General features: G+C 52.2%; 14 protein-coding genes. 4 read left to right on the forward strand and 10 right to left on the reverse strand.

Annotated features, from left to right (window positions below; all coding sequences use genetic code 11):
• Positions 1-40 precede the first annotated feature (40 nt).
• Together AC3ITF_RS10555 and AC3ITF_RS10560 are read right to left on the reverse strand one after the other, a co-directional pair.
• On the reverse strand, positions 41-1,426 hold the full coding sequence (locus AC3ITF_RS10555) for a NarK family nitrate/nitrite MFS transporter (protein ID WP_489176399.1): 1,386 nt from the start codon (positions 1,424-1,426) through the stop codon (positions 41-43).
• A gap of 207 nt (positions 1,427-1,633) precedes the next feature.
• The gene (locus AC3ITF_RS10560) at positions 1,634-2,212 is read right to left on the reverse strand and encodes a TetR family transcriptional regulator (protein ID WP_115258482.1); all 579 of its coding nucleotides are present in this window, start codon (positions 2,210-2,212) and stop codon (positions 1,634-1,636) included.
• Positions 2,213-2,328: 116 nt separating this feature from the next.
• Between AC3ITF_RS10560 and AC3ITF_RS10565 the strand changes: the two genes are divergently transcribed.
• On the forward strand, positions 2,329-3,816 hold the full coding sequence (locus AC3ITF_RS10565) for an MFS transporter (RefSeq protein WP_489176400.1): 1,488 nt from the start codon (positions 2,329-2,331) through the stop codon (positions 3,814-3,816).
• Here the strand turns inward: AC3ITF_RS10565 and AC3ITF_RS10570 are convergent, their stop codons facing one another.
• From AC3ITF_RS10570 to yddG, 3 genes are all read right to left on the reverse strand, one after another.
• Positions 3,817-4,197 (reverse strand): GFA family protein, encoded by a 381-nt coding sequence (locus AC3ITF_RS10570; RefSeq protein ID WP_489176440.1) that lies wholly within the window; start codon positions 4,195-4,197, stop codon positions 3,817-3,819.
• A gap of 143 nt (positions 4,198-4,340) precedes the next feature.
• Positions 4,341-5,420 (reverse strand): porin OmpD, encoded by a 1,080-nt coding sequence (gene ompD, locus AC3ITF_RS10575; protein WP_115258483.1) that lies wholly within the window; start codon positions 5,418-5,420, stop codon positions 4,341-4,343.
• Between the two features lie 460 nt (positions 5,421-5,880).
• The gene (gene yddG / locus AC3ITF_RS10580) at positions 5,881-6,762 is read right to left on the reverse strand and encodes an aromatic amino acid efflux DMT transporter YddG (RefSeq protein WP_117342800.1); all 882 of its coding nucleotides are present in this window, start codon (positions 6,760-6,762) and stop codon (positions 5,881-5,883) included.
• 288 nt (positions 6,763-7,050) lie between these two features.
• Here yddG and fdnG point away from each other — a divergent pair, with 288 nt between their 5' ends.
• Genes fdnG through fdnI form a run of 3 tightly spaced genes read left to right on the forward strand, consistent with a single transcriptional unit; the run spans position 7,051 to position 11,645 of the window.
• Complete coding sequence (fdnG, locus tag AC3ITF_RS10585; protein ID WP_489176401.1) at positions 7,051-10,098, forward strand: formate dehydrogenase-N subunit alpha; 3,048 nt, start codon at positions 7,051-7,053, stop codon at positions 10,096-10,098.
• A gap of 13 nt (positions 10,099-10,111) precedes the next feature.
• Positions 10,112-10,996, forward strand: coding sequence for a formate dehydrogenase N subunit beta (fdnH, locus tag AC3ITF_RS10590; protein ID WP_115258486.1), 885 nt, complete (start codon positions 10,112-10,114; stop codon positions 10,994-10,996).
• Positions 10,989-11,645: a formate dehydrogenase-N subunit gamma gene (gene fdnI / locus AC3ITF_RS10595; protein WP_096757031.1), complete on the forward strand. Its 657-nt coding sequence runs from the start codon at positions 10,989-10,991 to the stop codon at positions 11,643-11,645. Before fdnH ends, fdnI begins: the two co-directional genes overlap by 8 nt.
• A 104-nt stretch (positions 11,646-11,749) precedes the next feature.
• On the opposite strand, the gene AC3ITF_RS10600 is transcribed toward fdnI, so the two are convergent.
• The 5 genes from AC3ITF_RS10600 to sra form a co-directional block, all read right to left on the reverse strand.
• Positions 11,750-12,034: a HigA family addiction module antitoxin gene (locus AC3ITF_RS10600; protein ID WP_096757032.1), complete on the reverse strand. Its 285-nt coding sequence runs from the start codon at positions 12,032-12,034 to the stop codon at positions 11,750-11,752.
• The gene (locus AC3ITF_RS10605; RefSeq protein WP_096757033.1) at positions 12,034-12,312 is read right to left on the reverse strand and encodes a type II toxin-antitoxin system RelE/ParE family toxin; all 279 of its coding nucleotides are present in this window, start codon (positions 12,310-12,312) and stop codon (positions 12,034-12,036) included. The genes AC3ITF_RS10600 and AC3ITF_RS10605 overlap by 1 nt, the downstream gene beginning before the upstream one ends.
• 187 nt (positions 12,313-12,499) lie before the next feature.
• Complete coding sequence (locus tag AC3ITF_RS10610) at positions 12,500-14,215, reverse strand: ABC-F family ATP-binding cassette domain-containing protein (RefSeq protein WP_489176402.1); 1,716 nt, start codon at positions 14,213-14,215, stop codon at positions 12,500-12,502.
• Between the two features lie 309 nt (positions 14,216-14,524).
• Entirely contained in the window at positions 14,525-16,222 is a 1,698-nt protein-coding gene (maeA, locus tag AC3ITF_RS10615; protein ID WP_115258488.1) for a malate dehydrogenase, read from the reverse strand.
• Positions 16,223-16,401: 179 nt separating this feature from the next.
• The gene (gene sra, locus AC3ITF_RS10620; protein ID WP_096757036.1) at positions 16,402-16,542 is read right to left on the reverse strand and encodes a stationary-phase-induced ribosome-associated protein; all 141 of its coding nucleotides are present in this window, start codon (positions 16,540-16,542) and stop codon (positions 16,402-16,404) included.
• Positions 16,543-16,622: the final 80 nt, after the last annotated feature.

Consider the following 16,622-nt stretch of genomic DNA (forward strand, 5'->3'; position numbering starts at 1 on the left):
CCTAATGGACGCTGCCTACGATCTGCAGGCCAAATAGTTGTTATTTTTTTTGTGATTTGCGGCCATAGACCAGCCAGGTCACCAGCACGCAGACGATGTAAAACACTAAAAATATTTTCATGGCGCCCACTGGTGATCCAGTCAGCGCCAGCGAGGTACCGAAGGCTTTCGGAATAAAGAAACCGCCCACTGCGCCAATGGCCGAGATAAAACCAAGGGCCGCTGCGGTGTCGGTTACCGCTTCGCGCTGGGCCTGTTCTTCCGTACCACCGTGCAATTTCACGCGGTAAATGGTTATTTTGCGAAAGATCACCGCAATCATCTGGAAAGTTGAGCCGCTGCCCAGACCGGCGGTCAGGAACAGTCCCATAAACACCAGGTAGAAGGCGGTGAAGTTTCCAGAACCCGAACCCGGCAAGGTGAGGAACAGCAGGCCGCTAAACAGTGCCATAAACATAAAGTTGATTAACGTCACCCGCACACCGCCAAACTTGTCCGAGATAACGCCGCCCGCTGAGCGCGCCAGTGCGCCGATAAACGGCCCAAAGAACGCCAGCTGCAGAATATTCACGTCAGGAAACTGGGTTTTGGCCAGCATGGCAAACCCGGCGGAAAAACCGATAAATGAACCGAAGGTGGCGAGATACAACAGGCTTAACAGCCACAGATGAAAACGCTTCAGTACCGGCAGCTGTGAGGCGATAGAGGCTTTGGAACTGGCGATATCGTTCATGCCGATGCCCGCTGCCAGAGTGGAGAGCAGCAGCAACGGCACCCAAATCCAGGCGGCGTTGGTCAATGACAGTAACGAACCATCAGGTTGTGGCACGCCCTGGACGCCGAGGAAGGTAAAAATAGGCAGAAAAATCACCAGTGGAGCGATCAATTGCATCACGCTGACACCCAGATTGCCGAGACCCCCGTTAACGCCGAGTGCGCTGCCTTGCTTCGCTTTCGGGAAGAAGAAGCTGATATTGCCCATGCTGGAGGCAAAGTTGGCTCCAGCAAAACCACACATCAGCGCAATAACGATAAATACGCCAAACGGAGTAGCTGTATTTTGCACCGCAAATCCGAGCCACAGGCACGGGATAACAAGAATCGCAGTGCTAAAAACCGTCCAGCGGCGGCCGCCAAATATAGGCACCATAAAGGAGTAGGGGACGCGTAATATTGCACCAGAAAGGGACGGTAATGCGGTTAATAAAAAAAGTTGATCGGTGGTGAAATTAAAACCAATTTTATTTAAGTTTACTGCTACGGCGCTAAATAGCATCCAGACACAGAACGCAAGAAGGAGACAACTAACTGATATCCAGAGGTTTTTTCGGGCAATATGCTTGCCTTTATTTTCCCAAAAGGCGGCATTTTCTGGTTTCCAGTCGGTTAAAAGATAACGATTATTTTTCTCATTTGAAGGTGACATATTATCCTCACATGCGCACGTCGTTCAAGAAATAAACGCATACAGAGCCGTACTGGCCCTGATTAGAAATTATTGAAAAGCGTTAAGAATATTGAATGAAAGGATAGATAAAAAAGCGCAATAGTGCGGAGTGAGTGGAGAATTAAGCGTTGCTTATGTGTTACTAATTGTAAATATAAAAGATACATTATTAATGTATCAATAACATTAACTAAACAGCTCCAGACGAATCATTCGATCCAGATGCCGTGTAAAGGCCGGATCCGCCATTTCTGACATCCCCAGCGCATACATACCGTCGAGGCCACACACGAGACCGATCAAGCGCCAGGCGACGTCGGCGGCATCCGGTTCGGCCAAAAACTCACCTTCTTGCTGGCCGCGAAGAATGATCGCCGTTGTTTCTTCATGCCACATGCGCATGGTCAGTAGGTAGGCGCTTTTGATTTCGGGGTCTTTGTCAGCCAGGATCTGCGCTTCTCGCCAGAGTTTAATGTACGGCTCAAACCCGCCGTCATCACTGCCAAGCATAGCGTGGAGTTGCTCGCGGAAGGTCGCACCTTCGCTGACCTGTTCCGCATCAAGCAGGGTACGAATCAGACGAACAAACGCCTGAGACTTAAGCTCACCGGCTGACGTGAAATGGTGATGCAGTTGGCCGGTCGCCACTTTAGCCTCGGTTGCAATGCGTCGTACCGTCATGGCGCTAAACCCTTCTTCCAGCGCGACGCGCATTGCCGCCTGCAGGATCACTTCCCGACGTTCATCCCGATTCAAATAGCTCATACATCCCCCTCTACCTACGTTGAAAGCAGTCTAACAAAAAGTTGGACATATGTTCAATTTTCCGTAGGATCGTTAAAGCTGGACATGTGTCCAGTTTAAGTTTTGTAGGGAGTTTTATGTTTCGTCAGTGGTTAACGTTAGTGATTATTGTGCTGGTCTACATCCCTGTTGCGATTGATGCAACGGTGCTGCACGTTGCCGCGCCCACGCTGAGTATGACGCTGGGTGCCAGTGGTAACGAGCTGCTGTGGATCATTGATATTTATTCCCTGGTGATGGCAGGGATGGTGCTGCCGATGGGGGCACTGGGCGATCGCATTGGCTTTAAACGCCTGCTGCTGCTGGGCGGAGGCCTGTTTGGTCTAGCCTCGCTGGCTGCAGCCTTTGCCCATACCGCCGGATGGCTTATCGCCACGCGCGCCGTGTTGGCAATTGGTGCGGCAATGATCGTCCCGGCGACGCTGGCCGGTATTCGTGCGACCTTTGCTGAACAGCGCCACCGTAATATGGCGCTTGGCGTCTGGGCGGCGGTCGGTTCCGGCGGGGCAGCATTTGGTCCGCTGGTTGGCGGTATGCTGCTGGAGCACTTCTATTGGGGTTCTGTATTCTTAATCAATGTGCCGATTGTGTTAGTGGTGATGGCATTGACCGCGCGTTACGTTCCGCGCCAAACCGGTCGTCGCGATCAGTCATTAAATTTCGGTCATGCGATTATGCTGATTGTCGCCATTCTGCTGCTGGTGTATAGCGCGAAAACGGCGCTGAAGGGACACACCGCGACGGGCGTGATTGTGCTGACGCTGTTGGTGGGCGCTTTACTGCTGGGGCAGTTCGTGCGCATCCAGCTTGCCGCATCGCGCCCGATGATCGATATGCGACTGTTTACCCATCGCATTATCTTAAGCGGCGTTGTCATGGCAATGACTGCGATGATAACCCTGGTAGGCTTTGAACTATTAATGGCCCAGGAACTGCAGTTTGTGCACGGATTAACACCGTATCAGGCGGGTCTCTTTATGCTGCCAGTGATGCTGGCCAGTGGATTCAGCGGGCCGATTGCCGGGATGCTGGTATCGCGCCTGGGACTACGTTGCGTGGCTACCGCGGGCATGGCGCTGAGTGCCGTCAGCTTCTATGGGCTGGCGATGACTGATTTTAGCACCCAGCAGATCCAGGCCTGGATATTAATGGCCCTGTTGGGCTTCAGTGCCGCCAGCGCGCTGTTAGCCTCCACGGCGGCCATTATGGCGGCGGCACCCGCAGAAAAAGCGGCCGCTGCCGGGGCTATCGAAACCATGGCCTACGAGTTGGGTGCGGGGCTGGGGATCGCGATTTTTGGTTTACTGCTAAGCCGCAGTTTTTCCGCGTCAATTCTGCCGCCTGCAGGACTTAACCCGCAGGAGCTTGAGCGCGCCTCATCATCGATGGGGGAAGCGGTACAGCTGGCGCACTCGCTTCCGCCCTCACTCAGTGAGGCGCTGTTGACGGCCGCCAGAGACGCCTTTACCTGGTCGCATAGCGTGGCATTGAGCAGCGCGGGCAGCATGCTGATCGTCCTGGCGGTAGGAATGTGGTTCAGTCTGGCAAAAGTGAAACAGCAATAACTAGTGGGCTAAATGGCAGGGGTAATCCATCTCTTCGACTTCTTTTCCACTCAGTCGAGCGTATTGCCCCGTCAGTCTCCAGAACGCAGGCTGTGTTTCGGTGTAGATCTCTGCCGCTAAAATCAGGCGGCGGCGGTCTACTTCGTTCAGTTCCAGCAATGTCCACGGAATAAAGTAGCGTTCGCTGTCGGTCAGCGTAAACCACAGCGGGCACCCGCAACCGGAACAGAAGAAACGTTCACCACGATTTGAAGAAGGAAAGTGCGAAGGTTCCGTAGATTCTGGCGACATCAGCGGATGACCGCTGGCTTCCAGATACATGGCGATGCCGCCAGACCACTTCTGGCACAGCGTGCAGTGGCAGGCATAGACATCAAGCATGTCGACGTTAACGGTAAAATGACTTTGTCCGCAAAGACAACGACCTGTGAACGTCTGCACGTCATACTCCTTATGACCGAGTCTACTTCAAGAGAAAAAGCCAGCCCGTAGAGGACTGGCTTTGTATTTCACTTACAACAAAATTAGAACTGGTAGTTCAGGCCAACAGCCACAACGTTGTCGGTGCTTACACCAGCAATACGTGTGAAGTTGTTGTCATCCAGCAGGTTGATTTTGTAATCAACGAAGGTGGACATGTTTTTGTTGAAGTAGTAGGTCGCACCCAGGTCTACGTATTCAACCAGATCCTGGTCGCCGAAGACGGCAATGTCTTTACCTTTGGATTTCAGGTAAGCGATGGACGGACGCAGACCGAAGTCGAACTGGTACTGAGCCACAGCTTCAAAGTTCTGCGCTTTCTCAGCGATACCGGCAACGTTGGAACCATAAGTGGTCATGTTGCGGGTTTCAGAGTATGTGGTTGCCAGGTAGATGTTGTTCGCATCATATTTCAGGCCAGCAGCCCATACTTCAGCGTTTTCACCATTAGCTTTGAAGATGTTGTTACGGTTGTTCTGCTCGTCGGTACGGTCAGATTTCGCATAGGTTGCACCTACACCGAAGCCTTCGTACTCATAAGTGGTAGACAGACCGAAACCGTCGCCATTCGCTTCTTGAACGTCGCTACGGTCATTTTTACCCTGGTACTGCGCGGCAAAGTTCAGACCTTCAACCAGACCGAAGAAGTCGGTGTTACGGTAGGTTGCAACGCCGGTAGCACGCTGGGTCATGAACACGTCAGTCTGGGTCCAGGTATCACCACCGAACTCAGGCAGAACGTCGGTCCATGCGCCGATGTCGTAAGCTACGCCGTAGTTACGGCCGTAGTCGAAAGAACCGTATTCAGCGAATTTCAGGCCAGCGAATGCCAGACGGGTTTTGTCTGCTTCGGAACCCTGACTTTCAGAACGGTTGCCTTTAAATTCGTATTCCCACTGGCCATAACCAACCAACTGGTCGTTGATCTGGGTTTCGCCTTTGAAGCCCATACGTGCGTAAGTTTTGTCGCCATCGCTGCCGTTGTCGTCAGAGAAGTAATGCTGAGCGTGAACTTTACCGTACAGATCCAGTTTGTTGCCGTCTTTGTTATATACCTCAGCTGCGTTTACCGCACCTGCTGCCAACAGGGAAGTCACTGCCACTGCAACTAATTTAAGTTTCATTCTAAATAATCCTTATAATTTTCTTCTTGGTGTGATTCCTAAACCATTGCTAAACGAAGGGGTTCGTCAATGGCGAACTATTTTTAAATGACCTTGTGGTATGAGTTCAATAATAAGTTTCATAATATTGCAGAATATTTGAAGTTGTGTGATCTAGATCTACTTAATACAACTGATTATATTAGTCGCAATATGTGATTTATCGATATGGGTATATTTACACAAGGAACTATTATGCTGACTATGGTTTAATTAGCGTTAATTGCTCATGTGTAATATATACATTTAGAGGGATATAGATAACCATGCAATACTTTCATGGGTTAATTAATTACCATATATTTAACATTTAATTAAACAAAATAAAACATAAAACACAAGCAGAATGAACAATAAATATCCATTAATGTGACGATAATATAACCGGATTTTGTTTTTAGGCTCCACCCGGCGTCTTTTTTCAGGCGCGGCGTGTTGCCAGCCAGCACAGCAAAGAGCCAGCACAGACCATCAGTGCACCTTGCCAGAACGAAAATGACAGCGGGGCGCTCAGCAGCACGGCGGCAAGTGCTGAAGAGAGGACCGGTGTGAAATAAGAGCCAACGGCCATAACCGTGACGTTCCCGTGCAGGATACCTATATTCCACGCCGCATAGGCAAATCCTAAGGTTAATGCGGCGGTAAACAGTTTAATGGTCACTGGCGTGCTGAACACCATCTCAGGTTGTGGCGTAATAAAATAATAAATCCACAAACTGGTGGCCGTCAGTAAAACGAACACGGTGATGCCGTTAAAGCCTTTTGCATATTTATTGGTCACAGTGCAATAGGTCGCCCAGATAAATGCGCCAAGAAAAGCGAGAAAATAACTGAGCGGGCTACTGGCGACGTTGCTGATAATTTCACCTAAGTTAAGTCCATTATCTCCACCTAATACCCAGCAAACGCCGGTCAATGCCACGATTAATCCGGGGATAACCAGCCAGGTTGTTTTTTGACCATTAAATAATATCGCAAACAATATGGTCAGGCTGGGCCAGAGATAATTAACCATACCGACCTCAATCGCCTGGTGGCGGGTGGCGGCATAGCCCAGCGCTAACGCTAAACATATTTCATAGCTAACGAACAGTACGCTGCCGGCGATTAAATAGCGAACAGGAAACTGACGGATATTCGGGAAGCCAACGGTGAATATTAGCAGCAGACCGCTTAAAGAAAAGATCATGGCAGCGCCGCCTGCAGGCCCCAGTCCCTCGCTAACGCCACGGATCAGCCCAACCATGGTGCTCCAGAGTATGATGGCGATAAGCCCAATCAACGTTGCTTTTTGTTTTGTCATTCGGTTTGTCTGTCCATAGTACTGGCAAAAAAATGGAGCTGAAATGTATAGCACTTTTAGGTCGTAGCACGCTAACGAATTAGCTTTTGGCTAACCCCTTGTGGGTATGAGGGTTAAACAAACTGCACTATTTAGTAGCGGAACCGTTTCGTTATTGATTTGACGCAAAAAATTTATGGATATAGCTGTTAGTTTCGTCGCGAAGTTGTACGCATCACCTTTCAAGCTGCCGCTTTAGTGCAACGAGAAGGTGCCAGTGTACGCATCCCTGCAAAAAAGAGGAAAGCAATGGACGTCAGCCGCAGACAATTCTTTAAAATCTGCGCGGGCGGTATGGCGGGAACAACAGTAGCCGCACTGGGTTTTGCACCCAAGATGGCTCTGGCTCAGGCGCGAAATTACAAGCTGATACGCGCGAAAGAGATCCGAAACACCTGCACATACTGTTCCGTAGGTTGCGGGCTATTAATGTATAGCCTGGGTGATGGAGCAAAAAATGCCAAAGAATCGATTTACCATATCGAGGGGGATCCGGATCATCCGGTGAGCCGTGGGGCATTATGTCCGAAGGGCGCAGGATTGCTGGACTACGTACACAGTGAAAACCGTTTACGTTATCCTGAATATCGCGCACCGGGTTCCGATAAATGGCAGCGCATTAGCTGGGATGAAGCATTCACCCGCATTGCAAAATTAATGAAAGCTGACCGTGACGCCAACTTCATTGAGAAGAATGAGCAGGGCGTAACGGTAAACCGCTGGCTTTCAACCGGGATGCTGTGCGCATCTGCGGCAAGTAATGAAACTGGCATGCTGACGCAAAAATTTGTGCGCTCACTCGGCATGCTGGCGGTAGATAACCAGGCGCGCGTCTGACACGGACCAACGGTAGCAAGTCTTGCTCCAACATTTGGTCGCGGTGCGATGACCAACCACTGGGTTGATATCAAAAACGCTAACGTCGTGATGGTGATGGGCGGTAACGCCGCTGAAGCACATCCGGTGGGATTCCGCTGGGCGATGGAAGCCAAGAACAACAATGATGCCACGCTGATTGTTGTCGATCCCCGTTTTACACGTACAGCCTCCGTCGCGGATATTTACGCGCCGATTCGTTCCGGTACGGACATTACGTTCCTTTCCGGTGTGTTGCTGTACCTGATTGAAAACAACAAAATTAACGCTGAATACGTTAAGCACTACACCAACGCCAGCCTGCTGGTGCGGGATGATTTTGCTTTCGAAGATGGTCTGTTCAGCGGCTACGACGCAGAAAAACGTCAATACGATAAATCGTCGTGGAACTACCAGTTCGATGAAAACGGCTATGCCAAACGCGATGAAACGCTGTCCCATCCGCGCTGTGTCTGGAACTTGCTGAAACAGCACGTTTCCCGCTATACGCCGGACGTGGTGGAAAACATCTGCGGTACGCCAAAAGCCGACTTCCTGAAAGTGTGTGAAGTGCTGGCCTCTACCAGCGCGGCCGATCGTACCACCACCTTCCTGTACGCACTGGGCTGGACTCAGCATACCGTGGGTGCGCAGAACATCCGCACCATGGCGATGATCCAGTTGCTGTTGGGTAACATGGGGATGGCCGGTGGCGGCGTCAACGCTTTGCGCGGTCACTCCAACATTCAGGGGTTAACCGACTTAGGTCTGCTGTCTACCAGCCTGCCGGGCTATCTGACGCTGCCGTCTGAGAAACAGACCGATCTGCAAACGTATCTGGCGGCGAATACGCCAAAAGCCACGCTGGCCGATCAGGTGAACTACTGGAGTAACTATCCTAAGTTCTTCGTTAGCCTGATGAAATCTTTCTACGGCGATGCGGCGCAGAAAGACAACGACTGGGGCTTTAACTGGCTGCCGAAGTGGGATCAGTCCTACGACGTCATTAAATACTTCAACATGATGGATAGCGGGAAAGTCACCGGCTACATCTGTCAGGGCTTTAACCCGGTTGCGTCCTTCCCGGACAAAAACAAAGTGGTGCAGTCTCTGAGCAAGCTGAAGTATCTGGTGGTTATCGATCCGCTGGTGACCGAAACCTCCACGTTCTGGCAAAACCACGGCGAATCGAACGATGTCGATCCATCGACTATCCAGACTGAAGTATTCCGTCTGCCATCAACCTGCTTTGCGGAAGAGGACGGCTCGATTGCCAACTCCGGACGTTGGCTGCAGTGGCACTGGAAAGGTCAGGATGCACCGGGCGAAGCGCGCAATGACGGCGAAATTTTGGCCGGTATTTACCATCGTCTGCGCAATATGTACCGCACCGAAGGCGGTAAAGGCGTAGAACCGGTACTGAAAATGAGCTGGAGCTACAAGCAGCCGGACGAACCGCATTCAGAAGAAGTGGCGAAAGAGAACAACGGCTATGCGCTGGAAGATCTCTATGATGCCAACGGCGTGCTGGTGGCGAAGAAAGGCCAGTTGCTGAATAGCTTTGCGCTACTGCGTGATGATGGTTCCACGGCATCTTCCTGCTGGATTTATACCGGTAGCTGGACCGAGCAGGGCAACCAGATGGCTAACCGCGATAACTCTGATCCGTCGGGACTGGGGAATACGCTGGGTTGGGCCTGGGCATGGCCATTGAACCGCCGCGTGCTGTATAACCGCGCATCGGTCGATCCGCAGGGTAAACCATGGGATCCGAAGCGCATGCTGATCAAGTGGAACGGAACGAAGTGGACGGGTAACGATATCCCGGACTTCAACAACGCACCGCCGGGCAGCGCGACCAATCCGTTTATCATGCAGCCAGAAGGTCTGGGTCGTCTGTTCGCCATCGACAAGCTGGCGGAAGGGCCGTTCCCGGAACACTACGAGCCGATGGAAACGCCGCTGGGCACCAACCCGCTGCACCCGAACGTCATCTCTAACCCGGCAGCGCGTCTGTACGAAGCGGATGCGTTACGTATGGGGAACAAGAATGACTTCCCATACGTTGGTACGACCTATCGTCTGACCGAACATTTCCACACCTGGACCAAGCACGCGTTGTTGAATGCGATTGCCCAGCCAGAGCAGTTTGTGGAAATCAGCGAAACGCTGGCGGCAGCGAAAGGGATTGCTAACGGCGATCACGTGAAAGTCAGCAGCAAGCGCGGATTCATTCGTGCGGTTGCGGTGGTGACGCGTCGTCTGCGCTCGCTGAACGTCAACGGTCAGCAGGTTGAGACGGTGGGGATCCCGATTCACTGGGGCTTTGAAGGAGTCGCGCGTAAAGGCTTTATCGCCAACACCCTGACGCCAAATGTCGGTGATGCAAACTCGCAAACGCCGGAATACAAAGCGTTTTTAGTTAACATCGAGAAGGCGTAAGGGAGGCGATCATATGTCTATGGAAACGCAGGACATCATTAAACGGTCCGCTACCAACTCCATCACGCCGCCTCCTCAGGCACGTGATTACAAAGCAGAAGTCGCGAAGCTGATCGACGTTTCCACCTGTATTGGCTGTAAGGCCTGTCAGGTGGCGTGTTCAGAGTGGAACGATATCCGTGATGAAGTCGGCCATTGCGTCGGGGTGTACGACAACCCGGCCGATCTCAGCGCCAAATCCTGGACGGTGATGCGTTTTACCGAAACCGAACAGAATGGCAAGCTGGAATGGCTGATTCGTAAAGACGGCTGTATGCACTGTGAAGATCCGGGCTGCCTGAAGGCGTGCCCCTCTGCCGGAGCCATCATCCAGTACGCCAACGGGATTGTCGATTTCCAGTCTGAGCATTGCATTGGCTGCGGTTATTGTATTGCCGGGTGTCCATTTAATATTCCGCGCCTCAATAAAGAGGATAACCGCGTGTATAAATGTACGCTGTGTGTGGATCGCGTGAGCGTCGGGCAGGAACCTGCCTGCGTGAAAACGTGTCCGACCGGGGCGATACATTTCGGCACCAAGCAAGAGATGCTGGAAATGGCCGAGCAGCGCGTGGAAAAACTGAAATCGCGCGGCTACGAACATGCCGGTGTCTACAACCCGCAGGGTGTGGGTGGAACGCACGTTATGTACGTCCTGCATCACGCCAACCAGCCGGAGTTGTACCACGGTTTGCCAAAAGATCCGCAGATAGATACTTCTATCAATCTGTGGAAAGGGGCACTGAAACCGCTGGCCGCCGCCGGATTTATCGCCACCTTCGCCGGGCTGATTTATCACTACATCGGTATTGGCCCGAACAAGGAAGTGGACGACGACGAGGAGGATCATCATGAGTAAGTCGAAAATGATTGTGCGCACGAAGTTTATCGACCGCGCCTGTCACTGGACAGTGGTGATCTGCTTCTTTCTGGTGTCGCTGTCGGGGATTTCGTTTTTCTTCCCGACGCTGCAATGGCTGACGCAGACCTTCGGTACACCGCAAATGGGCCGCATTTTGCACCCATTCTTCGGTCTGCTGATTTTCGTCGCGCTGATGTTCATGTTTGTGCGCTTTGTGCACCACAACATCCCGGATAAGAAAGATATTCCGTGGCTGAAAAACATTGTGGAAGTGCTGAAGGGCAATGAACACAAAGTGGCGGACGTCGGTAAGTACAACGCCGGACAAAAAATGATGTTCTGGTCGATCATGAGCATGATTTTTGTGCTGTTGATCACCGGGGTGATTATCTGGCGTCCGTACTTTGCGCAGTTCTTCCCAATGCAGGTTGTGCGTTACAGCCTGCTGATCCACGCTGCGGCGGGTATTATTTTGATGCACGCCATCCTCATCCATATGTACATGGCATTTTGGGTGAAAGGATCGATTAAAGGCATGGTCGAAGGGAAGGTCAGCCGCCGCTGGGCGAAGAAGCATCACCCACGCTGGTATCGCGAAGTCGAAAAAGCCGAAGCCAAAAAAGAGAACGAGCAAGGGCTGCAATAACCCATTGACGTTCTGCTGATAAAAATGGCGCTACCGATGTAGCGCCATTTTTTTGTCCATTAAAACCTGCCGGATAGCGCAGGTTTATCCAGCCTACAATACCGTTACTGTGCTACCAGTTTGCGCAGACGTGAGATATCCACGCTTTTTTGCGCTTCAGCCAGACTCCAGGCATTCTGCAGATTCAACCACATTTCGGGCGAACTGCCGATCACCACTGAAAGTTTGATCGCCATTTCCGGGGTTAATGCTGCCTTGCCCGTTAACAGTCGGCTCGCGGTTGAGGGGGCAATCTCCATTGCTCTGGCAAATTCGCGCAGGCTGACGTTTAACTCATCCAGCGCTTCCTGAATAATATCCCCCGGACGGGGATGATTAGCCATTTTCATCAATGATAGTCCTCGTAATCCAGTATATATGCATCGCCATTGACGAATTCAAACGTAATACGCCAGTTGCCTGAAACAGAAATCGACCAAACGCCGTCGCGATCGCCCGTTAACGCATGCAGTTTATAACCAGGCATATTGATATCTGTTACATGGCTCGCTGCATCAATAACGGCAAGTCGGTGCCGCAATCGCCGGACATGCTTCGCCGTCACGCCTGATGTTCGCCCCTGAAGAAACAAGTCGCGCAATCCTTTGTGTCTGAAGTTCATGATCATCCATACCTTCCTTGTTCCCTCAAGAGGAACACTATCATTAATGTTCCGCTGAACGCAACACTAATAGCCGAATTTTGCCAAAGTGTGCAGCGAGTGCGGTAAAAGGAAAAGCGGGCAGGGGGATAAATGGAAAGCGGCGCGCAAGATTCGCCAGACGGCGACATAATGCCGCCATCCGGCAACCGTTTTACTCCAGTAGTGAATTCAGATGCTCAATCTCCTTGCGCCATTGTGCCTGCAACTGCGGTTTTTGATGTTTGGTTTTGCGTGCCAGGTCATCAGACAGCCGCAGCTCCAGCTCGAGAAGTTTCTCCAGTATTTCGTCGCCATGATGATGAGGATCAGGAACAACCTCTGCCACCGTTTTGCTCGCCGCTAGCTCACTGGCGGTTTCCTGAATGCGGGCGTTAATCGCTTCCAGGTCGTGCCATTCGCTAAGTTCACCCTCATCAATAAACCAGAAGCGGTTGCAGCTTTGGCGGATAAGCTGACGGTCATGACTGACCAGCAGCACGCCGCCGCTGAAGTGTTGCAGCGTGTGCGCCAGCGCTTCTTTGCCTTCCATATCCAGATGGTTGGTCGGCTCGTCGAGCATCAACAGGCTGTAGCGGGCAAGCGTCAGCCCGATAAACAGCAGGCGCGAACGTTCGCCGCCGCTTAAGGTGCTGACCCGTTGAGCGTGGCGGACCCACGGGAACCCCGCGCTAATCAGTGCCATTTTGCGCACATCCGGCTGCGGGGCAAACGGCTCGAGAGCCTCGAACAACGAATCGTTATCCGCAAGCTGGTTGAGCGACTGGTCGTAATACCCCAGCGTCACCCGCGGGTGCAGCACCAGCGATGTCGAGGTCATTTGCGTCTGATATTGCTGCCAGATAAGCTTTAATAGCGACGATTTTCCACAGCCGTTACGCCCGACAATCGCCACGCGATCGCCGCTTTTGATGCGAATACCGGCAATGGAAAACAGCGTTGCCGCATCCGCTGCCGGAGAGACGGGGAGGTCTGTCATTTCCAGCAAGCGGTCAGCACGCAGGGCATCGCCATTCAATGTTAGTGACCACTGACTTCCGGCGGTGACATCCGTCTGGTCATCCTTCAGGCGCTGCACTTGTTTTTCCATCTGTTTGGCTTTGCGAGACAAATCTTCGTTGTCGTAGACCCGTCCCCAGGTGGCCAGACGTTTGGCGCTGGCAGTAACGCGATCGATTTCCTTTTGTTCTGCCTTATGGCGCAAGGCATCGCTGGCATCTCTGTCCATCAACGCTTGGCGCGCCGCACTACAGGGGAGATCGAACGCATGCAGGGAATGATCCCGGAGGATCCACGTTCCGTGCGTCACTGCATCCAGCAATTGTGGATCGTGAGACACCACCACAAAACTGCCGGACCAGCGCTGTAAAAACTGCTCCAGCCACAGCAATGTGGGCAAATCCAGATGGTTACCCGGTTCATCCAGCAACAGCAGGTCGGGATTGCGCATCAGCGCGCGGGCCAGCAGCAGGCGCGTGTGCTGGCCGCCGCTCAGCGTTTGTGCGGTGAGGTGCAAATTCTCCGGCGTAAAGCCCATTTCTGCGAGTAGTGACTCAACCCGCCATTGCTGACCCGCGCGTTCATGCTCGGGAAGTTGTGCCAGTACGGCTTCCTGGAGTGTTAGCGGCAGGATCTCATCCGGCAAATGCTGTTCTACGCGCGCAAGATGACAGTGATGTGCCTGGGCAATGGATCCGCTGGTGGGAGAAATCGTGCCATCCAGCAGTTTTAACAGCGTGCTTTTGCCGCAGCCGTTGTAGCCGATAAGCCCAATGCGGTCGCCTTTTTTCAGGGTAAAAGTGAGATCGTCGAATAGCGTGCCAAATGCCGTATCAACGTGTAAGGATTGTGCGGTTAGTAATGTGCTCATTGTTGCTTACTCAAGAGTTACAGACGTAAAAACGCCTCGTCAAACATCGCTGACGATAACCCGGTAAGCCCGAGAGAAGGGGATTTAGAAGTTAGCTTCGCTCAAGCAGAAGTTATCGCAGCACGATACCGATAACGCTTGAGCACTGGCGATCGCCAAAAGCATGTGAAACGATCAAACGTTCACAGTACAGCATAAGTATCCTCCTTAGTTTTTCCCGAATGTTAATCGATGGTGAAAGTGTAATCGCAAGTCGCTGAATTGTGCAAGTGTTGAACACCCGGCGGCAGGGCGCCGCCGGGTAAACCGTCAGATAGAGGTACGACGGTAGTCGCGATATTCTGCTTGCCAGAAATTCTCGTCAATCGCCTGCTGCAGGGCTTCAGCCGATGTTTTCACTGCCATGCCTTGCTGCTGGGCCATTTTACCTACGGCAAAGGCTATGGCGCGGGAAACGGTCTGAATATCCTTCAGTTCCGGTAATACCAGCCCTTCGCCGTTCAACACCAGCGGTGAATATTGTGCCAGCGTTTCGCTGGCCGACATCAGCATTTCATCAGTGATGCGCTTGGCGCCAGAGGCGATCACGCCAAGACCGATACCCGGGAAGATATAGGCGTTGTTACACTGGGCAATCGGGTAGATTTTATCTTTCCAGGCGACCGGGGCAAACGGGCTACCGGTAGCCACCAGCGCATTGCCTTCGGTCCAGGCAATAATATCCTGCGGTGTGGCTTCCACGCGCGATGTCGGGTTAGACAGCGGCATGACGATTGGGCGCGGACAGTGCTTGTGCATCTCGCGAATAATTTCTTCGGTAAACAGGCCCGTCTGACCGGAGACACCAATCAGAATGTCCGGCTTCACGTTGCGAACCACGTCGAGCAGAGACAGCACATCTTCTTTCGTATCCCAGTGCTGCAGGTTTTCGCGTTTTTGCACCAGTTTGGTCTGGAACGAGAGCAGGTTCGGCATTTTGTCGGTTAACAGACCAAAGCGGTCAACCATAAACACACGCTGACGCGCGGCCTCTTCGCTTAATCCTTCACGCTGGATCTGCGCGATGATCTGCTCGGCAATCCCGCAACCGGCGGACCCCGCACCAAGGAAGACAATATTTTGTTCGCTCAACTGGCTGCCCGCCGCGCGGCTGGCCGCAATCAGCGTCCCGACGGTAACCGCCGCCGTGCCCTGAATATCGTCATTAAACGAGCAAATTTCATCACGATAGCGGGTCAGCAACGGCATGGCGTTTTTCTGCGCGAAGTCTTCAAACTGCAGCAGCACTTCGGGCCAGCGATGTTTCACCGCCTGGATGAACTCATCAACAAATTCGTAGTATTCATCGTCGGTGATGCGCGGATTACGCCAGCCCATATACAGCGGATCGTTCAGCAACTGCTGATTGTTGGTACCGACATCCAGCACTACCGGCAGAGTGTAGGCCGGGCTGATGCCGCCACAGGCGGTGTACAGCGACAGTTTGCCGATAGGAATGCCCATCCCGCCGATCCCCTGGTCGCCAAGACCCAGAATACGTTCACCGTCGGTCACGACGATAACTTTGATATTGTGGTTCGGGACGTTTTGCAGGATATCGTCCATGTTATGGCGGTTCTGGTAGGAGATAAACACGCCGCGCGCGCGACGATAAATCTCGGAGAAACGCTCACAGGCGGCACCCACCGTCGGGGTATAGATAACCGGCATCATCTCATCAAGATGGTTTTGTACCAGTCGGTAAAACAGGGTTTCGTTGGTATCCTGAATGTTGCGCAGGTAGATATGTTTGTCGATTTCCGTTTTGAATCCCTGATATTGGATCCAGGCGCGTTCGGCCTGCTCTTCAATCGTCTCGACCACTTCCGGCAGTAACCCCAGCAGGTTGAAGTTACGGCGTTCTTCCACACTGAAAGCACTCCCTTTGTTCAGTAAGGGAAATTCCAGCAGTACCGGGCCAGCGTAAGGGATGTAAAGGGAACGCAGTTTGTTAGTTTCGTTTTCCATGTCACTCACTCTTTTTTGAATAACCCTCCCTGGCACTGTTTATGATCGTAGGTTGCCTTCCGCCAGGGAAACGGCCGAAGTATAAAGCATTGTGAATGGGTTAAGGGGTTTTATAAGCAAAAACACCACTGCGGTTGCAATGGTGTATATCATCATTATTCAGTATAACGTGCGGGGTATTACTTGGCGTCAGCGCGGCGTTTTCTTCCGGTAGGGTTGTTGACCACGCTGGTTTTGTCGCCTTCGGTTACGGTTTTACGTTGATTGGAGATTTTGTGGTCCAGTCCGAGAACATGACGGGCCTGACGGTTCGATTTCATTCTAACTCCTTAATCCTGTTACTGGTTTCAAGGGCGAGCCCGCGTAAGCGCGGACGAAATACAACCTGATTAACAGCCGG

The sequence above is a fragment of the Citrobacter sp. KH_055_1 genome (genome assembly GCF_057838705.1).